Consider the following 15,420-nt stretch of genomic DNA (forward strand, 5'->3'; position numbering starts at 1 on the left):
CAGTTGCTTCACGAAACGTCACGTTGGCGTCCGGCGATATATCGAGCAACTGTCGGCGCTGCTGTTCGCGCCGTGCAAGGATAGGATCGATCAGGTCCCTCACCATATCGCGATACCCGCCGGCGAGTTTTCGCGCCTCGCCCAGAGAAACACGCGAGAGCGGACCAAGCCCCATCTCCCGCATACGGCCGTTCAGTTTGAACCGGAACACCTATGAGCGCGCACCGCTATCCGCGCTCTGCATATCGAGACCACCGCCATCCGCGTAAAGACCGGCGTCACCTCTTTCGCGACCCGCAGAGCGCTGAGTCGATGCAACTGTCGTCCAGCCATGTTGCCCTCCCTACCCACAAACTCACATCGCTACCCATACTTCGTGAGGAAATTGTGCGGGACGTCAACGGTAGTCGCAAGCACGCCGTTACCCATAAACCGCTTTAAGATCAGCGACCTACAGGACATCAACGGAAGAAGCCGGAACGGCCCGGAAGGGCCATCTGGCGGAAGGCAACCGGAGTCGAACCGATCAGAGAGTGTCTGACACCCCCTACTGGGTTTGAAGCCCAGCCGCACCACCAGATGCGAATGCCTTCCCTCGTGAGAAACGAAACCAGCGGGGATGCAGTTAAAGCGCCTCGAGCAGACGGCTGTCAGCGCGCACGAGGCGAAGGTCACGCTGAAACCGAGTATAACCAACGCGGTCGAAGAACTCCAAAATCTGGATCGCGCGTTTGCGGCCCAGACCGCTCGCATCGCGGAACGCAGATGCCCCCACCGCGCCATCGTGATCTTGCGCCAGCCCGGCCACGAGACCTGCCAGATCACGCACCCCATCGGGGTGATAGAAAAGATCCCGCACGATCTGATAAACCGCGCCCCGCCGCGCGAGTTTGCGCAAGAGTTGACGTACCCGCTCTTCCGGTTCTTGCGTCGCACTCGCCAGATCGCGCACCCAGGGTGGATCGAAACGGCCTTGCGCGATCAACGGCAACAGCTTCGCGGCCAACACCTCTTCGTTCGCATCGAGCGAAACCATATGCTCCGGAAGATGCAGCCACGCACCACTTCTCACGACCACGCCCTCGGCGATCAACGCATCGATCAGCGCCCGCCACAACGCCTCCGGTAACAGCGGCACTGCCATACGCCGCAGACGTGCGCCGTCCGGGCCCAGTTCATCCGGCGTTCGCGCGTGAAACTGCTGCAACGTGCCCACGATCTGCGCGCGCATCTGCTCCCAATGACGGCGCAGCACGATGAGCGCATCGTCAGCCGCCTTGCCGTGCAAGCCGATAGTCAGCGCCGTCTCCGGCAAACTCAGCAACGACGCGGGCAGCCCCGTCAGATGCAGCAGCATCGAACGCAGCATGCCGCGTGGCGCCTGTTCGAGCAGCGGCTCGATCGTGCGCTCGTCGAGCCAGGCCTGCAGCGCGTCGAGCCATCCGCGCCGCTCGGGCGTGCGACGTTTGCGCGCCGGACCGAACGGATCGAGCACGCGTCCACCGCCAATACTGCGCGTCGCCTGTGCATTACGAACGATGAAGCGGTCGCCGGACAAAGCGCACAGCGGCGTGTCGAACACCAGTTGCACGCGCGCCGCTTCGCCAGCGGACAAGCTATCGCCTTCCAGCAAGGCCACATGCGCAACCCGGTGCGTGGTGCCGATATGCACATGCACCGGCGTCCAGTGCTGCAGCGTCAGCCCCGCATCGTCCGATAGCGCGAGTTCGACATCGAGCCGCTCTGAAGCATCGACCAGCGCCGCATCGACGATCCAGTCGCCACGCGACATCGCATCTTTCTCGATGCCGGCGAGATTGAGCGCGCAGCGTTGACCAGCATGTCCCGTATCGGCGGGACGATTCTGGGCGTGAATGCTGCGCACGCGGACAGCGGTCGCCGCCGGAGCGAGCATCAACGTGTCGCCGGTCGTCACGCGTCCTGCGAATACGGTGCCTGTCACGATCGTGCCCTGCCCCGCCAACGTAAACACGCGATCGATCGCGAGACGAAACAGCCCGTCATCGCGCCGTGCATGTTCGCGCTGCGCCGCTTCCCGCAGATACCCATTGAGTTGCGCCACGCCGAGATCGTCCGGCTGCGTCGCGTTGGTTTCGAACAGCGGCGCATCGGCGAATGGAGTCGATGCGAGCCACGTCTGGATTTCGCTGCGCACTTGAGCGAGCCGCTCCGCGTCGACGCGGTCGGTCTTGGTCAGCGCGATAACGCCGCGGGTCACGCCCAGCCATTGCAGGATCGCCAGATGCTCGCGCGTTTGCGGCATCACGCCGTCGTCGGCGGCGATCACCAGCAACGCGAAGTCGATTCCGCAGGCGCCAGCCGCCATCGTATGCACGAGCTTCTCATGGCCGGGCACATCGATCATGCCCAGCACATCGCCGCTTTCCAGCGGGGTGTAGGCGTAACCCAGTTCGATCGAAATGCCGCGCGCTTTTTCTTCCTTGAGCCGGTCCGTATCGACACCGGTCAGCGCGCGCACAAGCGTGGTCTTGCCATGATCGATATGTCCAGCAGTCCCGACGATCATGCCTGCAACACCTCGCATTGCGCGAGGAAAGCGGCTTCGTCGGCTGCTTCGAGGCAACGAAGATCGAGTCGCAGCGCGTCGTCGGCGATCCGGCCAATCACCGGGCGCGGCAATCCGCGCAAGCCCTTTTCGAGCGTCATCAAGGCTCGGCCACTGCGCTTTCCAGATGCGTGACGCACGACGAGACCATAGCTCGGCAGTTGTTCGACCGGCAACGCGTCACTGCCGATCTGACTAAACATGGGTTCGGCGCTCAGCGTGAAGCTCTCTCCGAGCGCTCGCTGCAAAACGGGCAAGGCACGCTCAGCAAAGGCGCGCATTTCAGCAGCCGGGCGCGTCAACAGACGCAGCGTCGTCAAGCGTTCGCGCAAAAATTCGGGGGCCTGGTATAGGCGCAAAACCGGTTCGAGCGCCGCGAGCGTGAGCTTGCCAACACGCAGCGCGCGCTTTAGCGGATGCTTCTTGATCTTGCGGATCAATTCCGCGCGCCCGACGATCAAGCCGGCTTGCGGACCGCCCAGCAGCTTGTCGCCACTAAACGTCACCAGGTCGGCCCCGGCGACGATGGTCTCGCGCACGGTCGGTTCACGCGGCAAGCCCCATTGTGTGAGATCGACGAGCGTGCCACTGCCCAGATCCACCGCAACCGGCAAACCATGACGTTGCGCGAGGGGTGCCAACTGATCGAGTTCAACGCTTTTCGTGAAGCCGCTGATCACGTAATTGCTGCAATGGACCTTCATCAGCAGCGCGGTCCGCGGACCGATTGCCTCTTCATAGTCCTTCAGATGCGTGCGGTTGGTGGTGCCGACCTCGCGCAGCCTCGCGCCCGCGCGGCTCATGATGTCAGGAATGCGAAACGCCCCGCCAATCTCGACCAGTTCGCCGCGCGACACAATCACGTCCTTTTTTGCAGCCAGCGTCGACAACGTCAGCAGCACTGCCGCGGCGTTGTTATTCACCACCGTGGCGGCTTCAGCACCAGTCAATTCGCAGATGAGATCGTCGATCAAATCGTCGCGGTCGCCGCGGCTGCCGGTCGCGAGATCGAACTCGAGGTTCGCAGGACGTGTGAGTGCTTCGACGACCGCACTCACGGCTTCGTCCGGTAACAACGCACGGCCGAGGTTGGTGTGCAGCACCGTGCCGGTGAGATTGAACACCGTGCGCAGATGATTCTGTGCACGCTGCGCGAGCAGAATGGCGACTTGCCCTGCAATATGGGCTTCGTCGCACGCGGCGGCTGACGAAACGGCCGTGGGTGATGAAGCGGCGCGAGTTTCGCCCGGCAATGCGGCGGATTGCAACTCACAGCGCAACGTGTCGAGCGCGGCGCGCACAGCGCTGAGGACCTGAGTGCGGCCATATTCGGCCAGCAATAGCTGCACTGCGGGCGACGACATCATCCGCTCCACGGCCGGCACACGTGCCAGCAGTCCGTTCAACGGGTTCCCCTGCACTTCGCTCACGCCGTGTCTCTCCTGCTTATGCGTCGGATGGCACTTCGGGCCACAACAGCGGATTGGGTCCGCTACGCTGATAGCCCGCTTCGTTCATCAGAAGATCGAGCGTGAGGCTCGCGAGGTCGTCGGCAAGCGGTTCGAACTCGAAATCCTTCTCCTGATAGCCGATCTTGCGATACGTATGGCATTCATCACAGGACTCGGCCTTGAGCGCTTCGCTGCCGCCTTCGATGCCATGATAGGCGATTCCTTTGGTCGAATCGCAATTTGAGCACTTGGTGCGGACCATATGCCATTCGGTGGCGCACAAACCGCATTGCAGATAGCGATACCCTTGATACTGGCCGCCGACCCGCACGATGCTCGCGACGGGCAACCCACCGCAGACGGGACAGATGCCGGGCGTGTCGAGATAGGGAATATCGCGCGAATCGAGCCGGCTCGCAAGTGCGGTCCACACCACCTGCAGGGCCGCCATGATAAACGGCGCGGTGGCGGGATCGACTTCGTTGTAGCGTTGGGTCAGGACTGCGTCGGCTTGGCCTTCGAGTTCTTGCGGGGCTTTCAAGCGCAGGCCGTCGAGCACCCTGCCAAGAGCGGGGGTAACAGCCCCGGCTGCTTCGACTTTATCCAGCATCCGGTAGAGGACGTCGCGCCAGGCTGGGTCACGCTCTGGCGAAAGCGCCGGAATGAGCGGCGTGGAGTGCTGCTGGGCGTTGACGATTGCCTGCGGCGGTGGCTGTTTCGCCTCGAACTTCGTGATCAGCTGATGCTGCGCGTCGGCGAGTATCGACATGAGTCGGATGTAGCCGCTGATTGCGCTGCTGTTGGCAAGGTGCCTGAGTCGCGCCGCACGCGCGGCAAAGAGGGTCGTCGGTTCGGGCAGGCGAATGCGCGGGATCGCCGATTGATCCAGGGATTCTATCTGCGAAGGCTCCAGGATCTTCTGGGTCGTCATGGCAAAAAAACCCTCTATTTGACGCTCTCCCGAAACCACTTGGGATGATGCTTGCGGGCCCATCCGAGAGTAACGGTCCCTCGAACCATAGCGCCGATCGACCCTTTTATCCAGAGCGCAGCATAAATATGCACCACGATCCCCACAATCAGAACAAACGCAGCCGTGGCATGCACAACTGCCGCGAGGCGAATCAAATCGATGGGAAAGTAAAAGGAGAAATACCGGCGCCAGATGACAATGCCGCTGCCAAGCAACAACAGCAGGCAAAGCACCATCGTAAAGAACAACAACTTCTGCCCGGCGTTATACCGCCCGATCTCAGGCAAATTCTCCTCGCGATTGGTGAGCACATCGTCAATCTGCCGTAGCCACTGCACGTCGTCCCGATCCAGATAATTGTGATGCCAGAAGCGCAGCGCAAGAATGAAGAACGACACGAACATCACCACGCCCACGAATGGATGCAAAATCCGTGTCCACTGCCCGCCCCCGAACAGCGCCGTCAACCAGAACATCGACGGATGGAATAACGCCAATCCGGACAACGCCAGCAATACGAACGTTATCGCCGTGATCCAGTGATTCGTCCGCTCGTTCGCCGTGTAACGCACAATCAGATTCGGGTCATTCGAGTTCATCGCTCGGCTCCTCGCGTTCGCTCCTGATGCGTCGTGCTTCGTCCCGTGCCGCCAGTTCGTCTTCTTCCGTAACCTCGTTCGGACCGATCCGCGTGTAATGGAAGAAGCCCGATAACGCCGCGAGAGCAATGCCCGCTACCGCCAACGGTTTCGCAATGCCTTTCCACAAACGCACCATCGGACTGATGCGCGGATTGTCCGGCAAGCCGTGGTAAAGCGATGGCTGATCCGCGTGGTGCAGCACATACATCACATGCGTGCCGCCAACACCCGGCGGATCGTATAGCCCGGCGTGCTCGAAGCCGCGCTCCTTCAGGTCTTCGATACGCTCCGCCGCGTGCTGCTTCATGTCCTCCTTGGTACCGAACACGATCGCGCCGGTCGGACACGTCTTTACGCAGGCCGGCTCCTGCCCCACCGCCACACGGTCGGAACAGAGCGTGCACTTGTACGCCCGATTGTCCTTCTTCGAGATCCGCGGCACGTTGAATGGACAACCCGTCACGCAGTAGCCGCATCCAATGCAGTTTTCTTCGTGGAAATCCACGATCCCATTGGTGTACTGAACGATCGCACCCGGCGAAGGACACGCCTTCAGACAGCCGGGGTCCTCGCAATGCATGCAGCCATCCTTGCGGATCAGCCATTCAAGGTTGCCATTCGGGTTCTCGTACTCGGAGAACCGCATCACTGTCCACGAATGCTCCGTGAGATCCAGCGGGTTGTCGTACACGCCATGGTTGATCCCCACCTCGTCGCGCAGATCGTTCCACTCCATGCACGCCGTCTGGCACGCCTTGCAGCCAATGCACTTGCTGACGTCGATCAGCTTCGCCACGGTGCCCGTCACCGGTTCGCGATCCACCGGAGGCTGCACAGTGGTGGCCGAGAGGCGCCTGATATCCAGTGATTGCAGTGCCATCGTGTCTCCCTCAGGCTTTCTCGACTTTCACCAGGAACGACTTGAATTCCGGGGTCTGCGAATTCCCATCGCCCACCACCGGCGTCAACGTATTGCTGAGGTAACCCGGTTTCGTCTGCCCTTTGAAACCCCAATGCAGAGGAATGCCAACCGTCTGCACCTTCTTGCCGTCGATCATCAACGGCCTGATGCGCTTGGTCACCACCGCCACTGCAATCAGATAGCCGCGGTTGGACGACACCTTCACGCGGTCGCCCGCCACCACGCCGACCTCTTTCGCGAGGTCTTCGCCAATTTCGACGAACTGCTGCGGCTGGATAATCGAGTTCAGCCGTGCATGTTTGGTCCAGAAGTGAAAGTGTTCGGTAATCCGATAGGTGGTCGCGGTATGCGGGAAATCCGCCGCCTTGCCGAACGCTGCGCGGTCGTCCGGAAACACGCGGGCGGCCGGATTGCTTGTTGCCTGCGCGTTCTGCGGATGCAGCGGGTTGTAGCCCAGCGGCGTTTCGAACGGTTCGTAGTGCTCGGGAAATGGCCCTTCGTTCATCCCGTCGCGGGCAAAGAAGCGCGCCACGCCTTCCGGGTTCATGATGAACGGCCCCATGCCGTTTTCCGGCGGCTCGTCGACCTTGAAGTCGGGCACATCCGCTCCGGTCCACGCCGAACCGTTCCAGCCGATCAGTTTGCGGCCCGGATCGAACGGCTTGCCGCTCAGGTCGCACGACGCGCGGTTATAGAGAATCCGCCGGTTCACCGGCCATGCCCACGCCCAGTTGAGGGTCTGGCCGATGCCCGATGGGTCGTCGTTGTCGCGCCGCCCCATCTGGTTGCCAGCCTCGGTCCATGCGCCGCAAAAGATCCAGCAGCCGCTCGCCGTCGAGCCGTCATCCTTCAGTTGTGCGAAGCTGGCAAGCTGCTGCCCTTTCTTGAGCAGTACCTTGCTCGGGTCCTTCGGATCGGGCAGGTCGGTGACGGCCTTGCCGTTGAATTCCATCGCCAGTTCTTCCGGCGTCGGGCTCTCGGGGTTGGCGTATGGCCAGTCCAGCTTGACGATCGGATCGGGGAATTTGCCGCCTTGCTCCTGGTACGCCTTGCGCATGCGCAGGAAAATCCCCGACATGATCTCAAGGTCGCTCTTCGCTTCGCCGGGCCCGTCCGCGCCCTTCCAGTGCCATTGCAACACGCGGCTGGAACTCACCAGCGAGCCGCGTTCCTCCGCAAACAGGGTCGTGGGCAGCCGGAATACTTCGGTCTGGATCTTCGAGGCGTCGACGTCGTTGTAATCGCCATGGTTCTTCCAGAACTCCGCCGTTTCGATGGCGAGCGGGTCCATCACCACCAGCCACTTCAGCTTGCCCAGCGCCGAGCTGGTCTTTGCCTTGTTCGGTGAGGACGCCAGCACGTTGAACCCCTGCGCGATATAGCCGTTCATCTTGCCCTGATCCATCAGTTCGATGACCTGCAGCAGGTCATAGGGCTTATCGAGCTTGGGCAGATAGTCGTAGCCCCAGTTGTTGTCGGCGGTGGCCGCGCTGCCCCACCACGACTTCATGAAGCTCACGAAGAACGCGCCGTAGTTCTTCCAGTAACTGAGCTGGTTGGGCCGCAACGGCTGAGGCGCACGGCTCTTGATGTACGCTCCGTAGTCCTGCTCGCTTTCCATCGGCAAGGTCATGTAGCCGGGCAGCAGGTTCGACATGAGCCCGAGATCCGTCAGCCCCTGGATGTTCGAGTGACCGCGTAGCGCATTCATGCCGCCGCCGGCAATGCCGATATTGCCAAGCAGCAGTTGCACCATCGCACCAGTGCGAATCATCTGCGCACCGATCGAGTGATGGGTCCAGCCAAGTGCATACAGGATCGTCCCGGCGCGACCCGGCACGGCCGTGGTGGCAAGCATTTCGCACACCTTCAGGAATTTGTCCCTTGGCGTGCCGCAGGTCTTCTCGACCATCTCGGGCGTGTAGCGCGAGTAATGCTGTTTGAGGAGGTTATAGACGCAGCGCGGGTCCTGCAGCGTCATGTCGACCTTCACGAAGCCGTCGTCGCCGCGTTCGTAGTCCCAGGAATCCTTGTCCGGATACGCGTGCTTCGCCGCGTCATAGCCTGAATAGATGCCGTCGTTGAAGACGAAATCCTCACGCACGATGAACGCGAAGTCCGTGTAGTTCTTCACGTACTCGTGCTGGATCTTGTCGTTGGTCAGCAGATAGTGGATGACCCCGCCGAGGAAAACGATGTCCGTGCCGGTACGAATCGGCGCGTAATAGTCGGCCACCGACGCGGTGCGCGTGAACCGCGGGTCCACGACGATCAGGCGTGCCTTGCGGTGCGCCTTCGCTTCGACCACCCATTTGAAACCGCACGGATGCGCCTCGGCCGCGTTGCCGCCCATGACCAGAATCACATCCGTATTCTTGATGTCGACCCAATGGTTCGTCATCGCTCCACGGCCAAACGTCGGGGCAAGACCTGCCACCGTCGGGCCGTGTCAGACACGCGCCTGGTTGTCGAATGCGAGCATCCCCATGCTGCGCACCGTCTTGTGGGTCAAATAGCCTACTTCGTTGCTACCGGCAGAGGCAGCGAGCATGCCGGTGGTCAGCCAGCGGTTGACCTTCTTGCCGTCTTCCGTGGTTTCCACGAAGTTCGCGTCCCGGTCCGCCTTCATCAGTTTCGCGATGCGATCGAGCGCGTCGTCCCACGATATGCGTTGCCACTGGTCGGAACCGGCAGCACGATACTCGGGATACTTCAGACGGCTCGGGCTGTGAATGAAGTCGATCAGGCTCGCGCCCTTCGGACAGAGCGTGCCGCGGTTGACCGGGTGATCGGGATCGCCCTCGATATGGATGATGCTGGCCGTGGCGTTCTTCGCGCCGTCACCCAGGCCGTACATGAGGATCCCGCAACCAACCGAGCAATACGGGCAGGTGTTGCGGGTTTCAGTGGTGCGCATCAGTTTGTACTGTCGGACCTCGGCGAGCGCGGCGTCCGGCGAGAAGCCCATGAGGGCCAAGCTCGATCCGGCCAGCGTTGATGCCGTTACCTTCAGGAACTGACGCCGGGACATTTGCAGCATGGTCGCCCTCGGCCTGGATGATAGGGGTGCTAAAAGTATAAGACGTTTCCTTTCGATGCATCGGATGCGAAGACTGCCCGCTCCACGGAAGCCGATCCCTGAAGCCGCAATGGCCTTGTTATAGTGATAGGCATGGTGCTTGCTGAAATTCTGTGCGTCCCGTGCCGCAGCGGTGCACGGCCACAGAACCTCGCACCGCGATGCCATCAAGAGGCCTCATGGAAATCGACACCCTGTCCGCCGACAACCTGCAACGCGCCGCCCGTCACCAGGCCTCGTGGGCCATGGGCGCGTTCAGGCAATTCGCAGAAGACCGCTGCGCGGCCATGGCTGCCAGTATCGCGTTCTATGCCGCGTTTTCGCTCGCGCCGACGCTCGTCATGGTGATCGCGGTGGCCGGCTGGTTCTTCGGCGCCCAGGCTGTACGCGGCGAGCTGTTCGCGCATATCCACGGCTTGCTCGGCGACGAAGCCGCGGCGGGAGTGCAAACCATCGTTTTGAACGCCCGGCATGCCGGCAGCGCGGGCGGTATCGCGGCGATTATTTCGTTCGCCCTGCTGGCGATCGGCGCGTCAGCCACCTTTTCGTCGCTCAATACCGCACTCAGTATCGTCTGGCCGCTCACGGGCCCGCGCTCGTCGAGCGTGATCGCGCTCGTCCGGGTGCGGCTGATTTCGTTTGGCCTCGTGCTCGGCGTGGCGTTCCTGCTGATCGTATCGCTGGTGCTCGATACCGCCATCACCTTTATCGGCAAGTGGCTCTGGGGCGACTCGCCGTATGTGGTGATCGGCAATCTGCTGCAGTTGGTGGTCGCCCTGCTGGTGCTGGCGTTCGCTTTCGCCGCGCTGCTGAAATTCCTGCCCGATGCTGTGGTCCGCTGGCGCGATGCGATGGTGGGCGGGGTGGTCGCGGCTGTGCTCTTCTCGGCGGGCAAGAAACTCTTCGCGCTCTATCTGGCCCATGCCGGCATGGCTAACTCGTTCGGCGCGGCCGGTTCGCTGGCAGTCCTGCTGATGTGGCTGTACTTCTCGGCGGCCGTGTTGCTGCTCGGTGCGGAGTTCTCAGCGGCGCGCGGGCGGCTGCACGATCCGCGCGGCGCATGGGGACAGCTCGAAGACGCGCCGCCCGGTAGCCGCGCGAAGATGGCGTCGGTATTCGCCGCTTCTACGATGACTGGACACGCGGCGCACGATCCCGAGGCCGGCGCCAGACTCGCCGAAGCCATGGCGACGACGACCCCCAAGCCGGCAAGAAGCACGCGGACTGTGGCTAACCTTCTGGCTCAACGAGCCCATTCGGCAGCGCCTGATGCAGCCGCCCCCTACCCCACGGCGCTCGATTCGACGATACGCTCGACCGCCACACGCACGGCGGCCAACATCGGCCGCAAGGTCATGCGCGCGGAGGACCACGCCACGCGCGCGGCCGCGTCCACGCTGCTGCAGGCCGGTCGCAAGGCCGTCGCCGCGGACCGCTATGTCAAACGTCATCCATGGGGCTCGGTGTTGCTGGCCGCCGGTGCGGCATTGCTGGTGACGGCGGTCGCCGCACGCGTGCGCGACGATGACGCCGGTTGACACCCACTTCGTCCCGCATCACGGGTGAACATCCATACTCGGGCAAAACTGTCCAGCGTGCAGATCGACGTCGCGTCGATATCGCTGGTAAGCGAACACTTCAATTCGCGCCGGCGTCTTAGACAACAATATTACAATTTGCCTTCAAATCCATGCACCAATGACGAATATCTACACTTCCACTATCAATGAAACAACAATAATGCGTTTTTCGGCATTCAATGTTGCTACATTGGCAATAATTAGCTCAAAGCTTGATAAATAAGCGTTTTTGCCCAGTGTCACATTTACGAGACACTCATTTTTTTTCAGTATTACCCTTCAGACAGCCTGCGCTATTCTCCTTTCCGCAACAACGAAACCAATCATCGCGTGGAGAAATGGATGAAAAAATTCGCACTGACGAGCCTCTCGCTGGCACTGCTGGGCGCAGCAGGTGCAGCCCATGCTCAAAGCAGCGTCACCCTGTACGGCGTGCTCGACGATTCGATCCAGTACATTAACAACAACAACGTTGGTGGCCACAACAAGAGCTCCATCGGTCTCGCCGCAGGCAACCTGCAGGGCAATCGCTGGGGCATGAAGGGTACGGAAGATCTGGGCGGTGGCCTGAAGGCTATCTTCCAGTTGGAAAACGGCTTCAGCCCGAATAACGGCACGCTGGGTCAAGGCGGCAAGATGTTCGGCCGTCAGGCATTCGTTGGCCTGCAAAGCGACCAGTTCGGTACGGTCACCCTCGGCCGCCAATACGACCCGGTGGTCGACCTGGTCCAGGCTGTCACGGCTGACAACTACTGGGGCTCCACGTTCACGACGCCGAGCGACGTTGACAACAACGACAACAGCTCGCGTACGAACAACGCAATCAAGTACACGTCGAACGTGTACTCGGGCTTCCAGTTCGAAGGCATGTACGCATTCGGCGGCGTAGCAGGTTCGACGGGCGCAGGTCAAACCTGGTCCGGCGCTGCAACGTACTCGAACGGCCCGTTCAGCATCGCTGCTGGCTACATCCGCATGGACAACGCCTACACGGCCGCTTCGCGCGCAGCTGGCGACCCGGCAGGCTGGAACTCGACGTCGGACGGTACGTTCAACTCGATCAACGCACCGTTCGCATCGGCTAAGTCGATCGGTATCGCATCGGTTGGCGCACAGTACGTGATTGGCCCGATCACCACGGGTCTGCGTTACAGCAACGCGCAATACAAGCCGGACGGCAACTCGTCGTTCAGCTCGACCGAGCGTTACAACGTCGGCGCTGGCTTCGTGAACTACCAACTGACGCCGGCAGCATTGCTGGGTCTGGGCTACACGTTCACGCACGGTTCGGGCAACGGCGAATCGGCATCGTACAACCAGATCTCGCTGGGCGGCGACTACAACCTGTCGAAGCGCACGGACGTGTACCTGGTCGGCGCATGGCAGAAGGCGTCGGGCACGGGCGCGGTGGCATCGGTTGCTGACTACGACTCGTTCTCGGCTTCGGACTCGCAAGCCATCGTCAGCCTGGGTATCCGTCACAAGTTCTAATCGACTTGACGGACAGCTAAGCAGGACGCTGTCTAAACCCAGCCACAGGCATCAAGCCGGTGGCTGGGTTTTTTTATTGCGGAGAGCGATCGCCGTCGACAGCGCGACAGCAGGCGCATCCCGCCGCCGCGTGCATTGCGCCTAACGTTGCGTCTTGTTCTTGTCAGCTTGCGCCAGCGTCTGGGCGGGCTTTGCCACTGCGGCTTCATCGCTCGCCACCGGCGCACGGTGCAGCACCAGCGATCGCTCGCGGCGGTGCACCGGCACGTTCGCCGATTCCTGCCAGTCAGGATCGGGAATCTCCGAGAACACCTGACGCAGGCGCTCGCCCCAGGTGCGGTGGATCATTTCGAAGTACGCATTGTCGTGATCGACCGAGACGAAACGCGTCACCCGCAGCGCATCCTTTTCGTAGACCAGCAGATCGAGCGGCAAGCCCACGGACAGATTCGAACGCAGCGTGGAGTCCATCGAGATCAGCGCGCACTTGGCGGCTTCGTCGAGCGGCGTGGTCGGAGTCAGCACGCGGTCGATAATCGGTTTGCCGTATTTCGACTCGCCGATCTGGAAATACGGATTCACCGCCGACGATTCGATGAAATTGCCCGCCGCGTAGATCATGAACAGATACGGCCGGCCGCCGTACGGCTTGCCGGGCGCGGCGATCTGGCCGCCCAGAATGAAGCTGCAATTGAAGTCGACGCCGAATTCCTGCAGCGCCTGCGCTTCACGGTGGTGCACGTCGCGTACCGCCTGCCCGACCACCCGCGCCGCGTCGGCCATGGTGGGCGCGCTCCACAACGTGGGCCGCTCGGGGTCGGTCGGCTCGCTCAGTTCCTGGAGCACCGCTTGCGTCAGCGACAGGTTGCCGGCGCCGAGCAGCACCAGCACGCGTTCGCCGGGCAGTTCGAAAACCGTCATCTTGCGCGCCGTGCTGATGTGATCGACGCCCGCATTGGTGCGGGTATCGGACAGGAACACCAGCCCCTCGTCCACGCACATCGCCACACAGTAAGTCATATGCTGTATCTCCGCCGCTCACCGGGTCTCACAGACGAGCGTAATCCTTTAAAAATCAATAATCTACTGTCTCAGAACATTCCACCAAATCCACAGCTACTCACCACATCTGGGTAGCTACGCGGGTAGCTAGAACACCTATAGTCAATGTGTTCTATCTTCCTATGTCACTCACATGGCGCGCCTGCATCATGCCTTGGATGGCGTGCAGATCCGTCACTGGATTGCTCAGAAAAAACCCGTCGCCAAGGCAGATGGCGACGGGCTATCGTTCACCCTTTCCGCCAATGGTACTGCATCCTGGGTCCTTCGCTACAGCAGAGGAACCCGTCGACGCGAGCTGACCCTCGGCAAGTATCCTGATCTCATCACGCTCGTCGCCGCGCGCCGGCGGCATTCCACGCATCAGCCTGAATGAGTCATCCAGTCTCGAAGCGGTCGCTGGATCCAATCATTTGTCACTGACCGTTTCGCAACCCACGGCGGCCGTTTCCCTGATGGCCGATAAACTCGAAGCGCCTCCCAGTAGCTTGCCACCGCCTAACGCCGTCGCGAGTTTCTCCCGATCAAGCTCGCCTTCCCATGCCGATACCACAATCGTCGCCACGCCGTTGCCCACGATGTTGGTCAACGCCCGGCATTCGGACATGAAGCGATCGATGCCGAGAATCAGCACCATCGCACTGACGGGAACGGTCGGAACAACCGACAGGCTCGCCGCGAGCGTGATAAATCCCGCACCCGTCACGCCCGTCGATCCCTTCGAGGTCAACATCGTGACGAGCAATAGCGTGGCTTCCTGTGCGAACGACAAGTGCGTATGGGTTGCCTGCGCGAGAAACAGCACGGCGAGTGTCATGTAGATGTTGGTGCCATCGAGATTGAACGAGTAACCGGTTGGCACGACGAGCCCGACGACGCCGCGCGGGCAGCCCAGCCGTTCGAGCTTCTCCATCAGGTGCGGTAAGGCGGCTTCGGTTGTCGACGTGCCGAGCACGATCAGCAATTCATCGCGGATAAACGCGAGAAAGCGCCACAGACTGAATCCGCACAGACGTGCGACGATGCCGAGCACGACAGCCACGAACAGAAATGCCGTGAGATAGAACGCGCCGATCAGCTTGAGCATGGGCAGCAGCGAGACGATGCCATAACGGCCGATCGTGAAGGCCATCGCTCCGAAGGCGCCGATCGGCGCGAGACTTGTGACCATCCGGACGATGCGAAAAAACGCTTTCGACAGCGTCTCGATCAGATGCGTGACCGGCGCGGCGGGCTCGCCCATCAGCGCCAGTGCCGTGCCGAACAGCATCGCGATCAGCAGCACGGGGAGGATGTCGCCCTGAACCAGCGCGCCGAGAAACGTTTCCGGGATCACATGCGCGAAGAACCCGGTGACGCCGTCGCCATGCGCCGCCTGCGCCGCATAACCCGAAACGGCGCTCGTATCCAGCGTGGACCGGCCCGATGATCATCCGCACGAGCCTGATGAACAGATCGCCCAGTGGTTTCAGGGCAACCGCGGTGTGCGGTGCGAAATGGCCGAGCAGCACGCCGGCGATGATGGCTGCCAGAACCTGGACATAGAGAATCGTGTAGAACGGCTTGCGTTTCATGTGTCTCCTCCTTTTCGAGGCAAAGGGCGGCCCTTCCCTTCTTCGAGCGGAAGGGATCCG

General features: G+C 61.5%; 11 protein-coding genes, 1 tRNA gene and 1 pseudogene. 3 read left to right on the forward strand and 10 right to left on the reverse strand.

Features of this window, described 5'->3' with window-relative positions; translation table 11 throughout:
• The 8 genes from P3T43_RS18610 to fdnG all read right to left on the reverse strand — a co-directional run.
• A partial coding sequence (locus tag P3T43_RS18610; protein WP_429282510.1) for an Arm DNA-binding domain-containing protein occupies nucleotides 1-211 on the reverse strand: 211 nt, incomplete at its 3' end.
• A 287-nt stretch (nucleotides 212-498) separates the two neighbouring features.
• Nucleotides 499-594, reverse strand: a tRNA-Sec gene (locus tag P3T43_RS18615).
• A 31-nt stretch (nucleotides 595-625) separates the two neighbouring features.
• On the reverse strand, nucleotides 626-2,548 hold the full coding sequence (gene selB, locus P3T43_RS18620; RefSeq protein WP_429282511.1) for a selenocysteine-specific translation elongation factor: 1,923 nt from the start codon (nucleotides 2,546-2,548) through the stop codon (nucleotides 626-628).
• Nucleotides 2,545-4,017 (reverse strand): L-seryl-tRNA(Sec) selenium transferase, encoded by a 1,473-nt coding sequence (selA, locus tag P3T43_RS18625; RefSeq protein ID WP_429282512.1) that lies wholly within the window; start codon nucleotides 4,015-4,017, stop codon nucleotides 2,545-2,547. The genes selB and selA overlap by 4 nt, the downstream gene beginning before the upstream one ends.
• 16 nt (nucleotides 4,018-4,033) lie before the next feature.
• Nucleotides 4,034-4,969, reverse strand: a complete 936-nt coding sequence (gene fdhE, locus P3T43_RS18630) for a formate dehydrogenase accessory protein FdhE (RefSeq protein ID WP_429282513.1) — start codon at nucleotides 4,967-4,969, stop codon at nucleotides 4,034-4,036.
• A gap of 14 nt (nucleotides 4,970-4,983) precedes the next feature.
• Nucleotides 4,984-5,610 carry a formate dehydrogenase subunit gamma gene (locus tag P3T43_RS18635; protein ID WP_429282514.1) on the reverse strand — a complete coding sequence of 209 codons (627 nt, stop codon included), beginning with the start codon at nucleotides 5,608-5,610 and terminating at the stop codon, nucleotides 4,984-4,986.
• A complete protein-coding gene (gene fdxH / locus P3T43_RS18640) occupies nucleotides 5,597-6,532 on the reverse strand; it encodes a formate dehydrogenase subunit beta (RefSeq protein WP_429282515.1) in 936 nt (311 codons plus the stop codon). The genes P3T43_RS18635 and fdxH overlap by 14 nt, the downstream gene beginning before the upstream one ends.
• A 10-nt stretch (nucleotides 6,533-6,542) precedes the next feature.
• On the reverse strand, nucleotides 6,543-9,614 hold the full coding sequence (fdnG, locus tag P3T43_RS18645; protein WP_429282516.1) for a formate dehydrogenase-N subunit alpha: 3,072 nt from the start codon (nucleotides 9,612-9,614) through the stop codon (nucleotides 6,543-6,545).
• Between the two features lie 218 nt (nucleotides 9,615-9,832).
• Here fdnG and P3T43_RS18650 point away from each other — a divergent pair, with 218 nt between their 5' ends.
• A complete protein-coding gene (locus P3T43_RS18650) occupies nucleotides 9,833-11,191 on the forward strand; it encodes a YihY/virulence factor BrkB family protein (protein WP_429282517.1) in 1,359 nt (452 codons plus the stop codon).
• Nucleotides 11,192-11,575: 384 nt separating this feature from the next.
• Nucleotides 11,576-12,724 carry a porin gene (locus P3T43_RS18655; RefSeq protein WP_429282518.1) on the forward strand — a complete coding sequence of 383 codons (1,149 nt, stop codon included), beginning with the start codon at nucleotides 11,576-11,578 and terminating at the stop codon, nucleotides 12,722-12,724.
• Between the two features lie 141 nt (nucleotides 12,725-12,865).
• Here the strand turns inward: P3T43_RS18655 and P3T43_RS18660 are convergent, their stop codons facing one another.
• The gene (locus tag P3T43_RS18660) at nucleotides 12,866-13,744 is read right to left on the reverse strand and encodes a peptidase (protein WP_429282519.1); all 879 of its coding nucleotides are present in this window, start codon (nucleotides 13,742-13,744) and stop codon (nucleotides 12,866-12,868) included.
• A gap of 175 nt (nucleotides 13,745-13,919) precedes the next feature.
• On the opposite strand from P3T43_RS18660, the gene P3T43_RS18665 reads away from it, so the two are divergent.
• Nucleotides 13,920-14,162, forward strand: coding sequence for an Arm DNA-binding domain-containing protein (locus P3T43_RS18665; RefSeq protein ID WP_429282520.1), 243 nt, complete (start codon nucleotides 13,920-13,922; stop codon nucleotides 14,160-14,162).
• 33 nt (nucleotides 14,163-14,195) lie between these two features.
• On the opposite strand, the pseudogene P3T43_RS18670 reads toward P3T43_RS18665, so the two are convergent.
• Nucleotides 14,196-15,360 (reverse strand): annotated as a pseudogene (locus P3T43_RS18670) (cation:dicarboxylate symporter family transporter).
• Between the last annotated feature and the right edge of the window lie 60 nt (nucleotides 15,361-15,420).

The organism is Paraburkholderia sp. GAS41, from assembly GCF_050436545.1.
In the GTDB taxonomy this organism is placed as follows: domain Bacteria; phylum Pseudomonadota; class Gammaproteobacteria; order Burkholderiales; family Burkholderiaceae; genus Paraburkholderia.

Bases quoted from the DNA above. Each gene is read 5' to 3' on its own strand.
- selB (WP_429282511.1), bottom strand. From the start codon at position 2,548: ATGATCGTCGGGACTGCTGGACATATCGATCATGGCAAGACCACGCTT.
- fdhE (WP_429282513.1), bottom strand. From the start codon at position 4,969: ATGACGACCCAGAAGATCCTGGAGCCTTCGCAGATAGAATCCCTGGAT.
- P3T43_RS18635 (WP_429282514.1), bottom strand. From the start codon at position 5,610: ATGAACTCGAATGACCCGAATCTGATTGTGCGTTACACGGCGAACGAG.
- fdxH (WP_429282515.1), bottom strand. From the start codon at position 6,532: ATGGCACTGCAATCACTGGATATCAGGCGCCTCTCGGCCACCACTGTG.
- P3T43_RS18650 (WP_429282517.1), top strand. From the start codon at position 9,833: ATGGAAATCGACACCCTGTCCGCCGACAACCTGCAACGCGCCGCCCGT.
- P3T43_RS18655 (WP_429282518.1), top strand. From the start codon at position 11,576: ATGAAAAAATTCGCACTGACGAGCCTCTCGCTGGCACTGCTGGGCGCA.
- P3T43_RS18660 (WP_429282519.1), bottom strand. From the start codon at position 13,744: ATGACTTACTGTGTGGCGATGTGCGTGGACGAGGGGCTGGTGTTCCTG.
- P3T43_RS18665 (WP_429282520.1), top strand. From the start codon at position 13,920: ATGGCGCGCCTGCATCATGCCTTGGATGGCGTGCAGATCCGTCACTGG.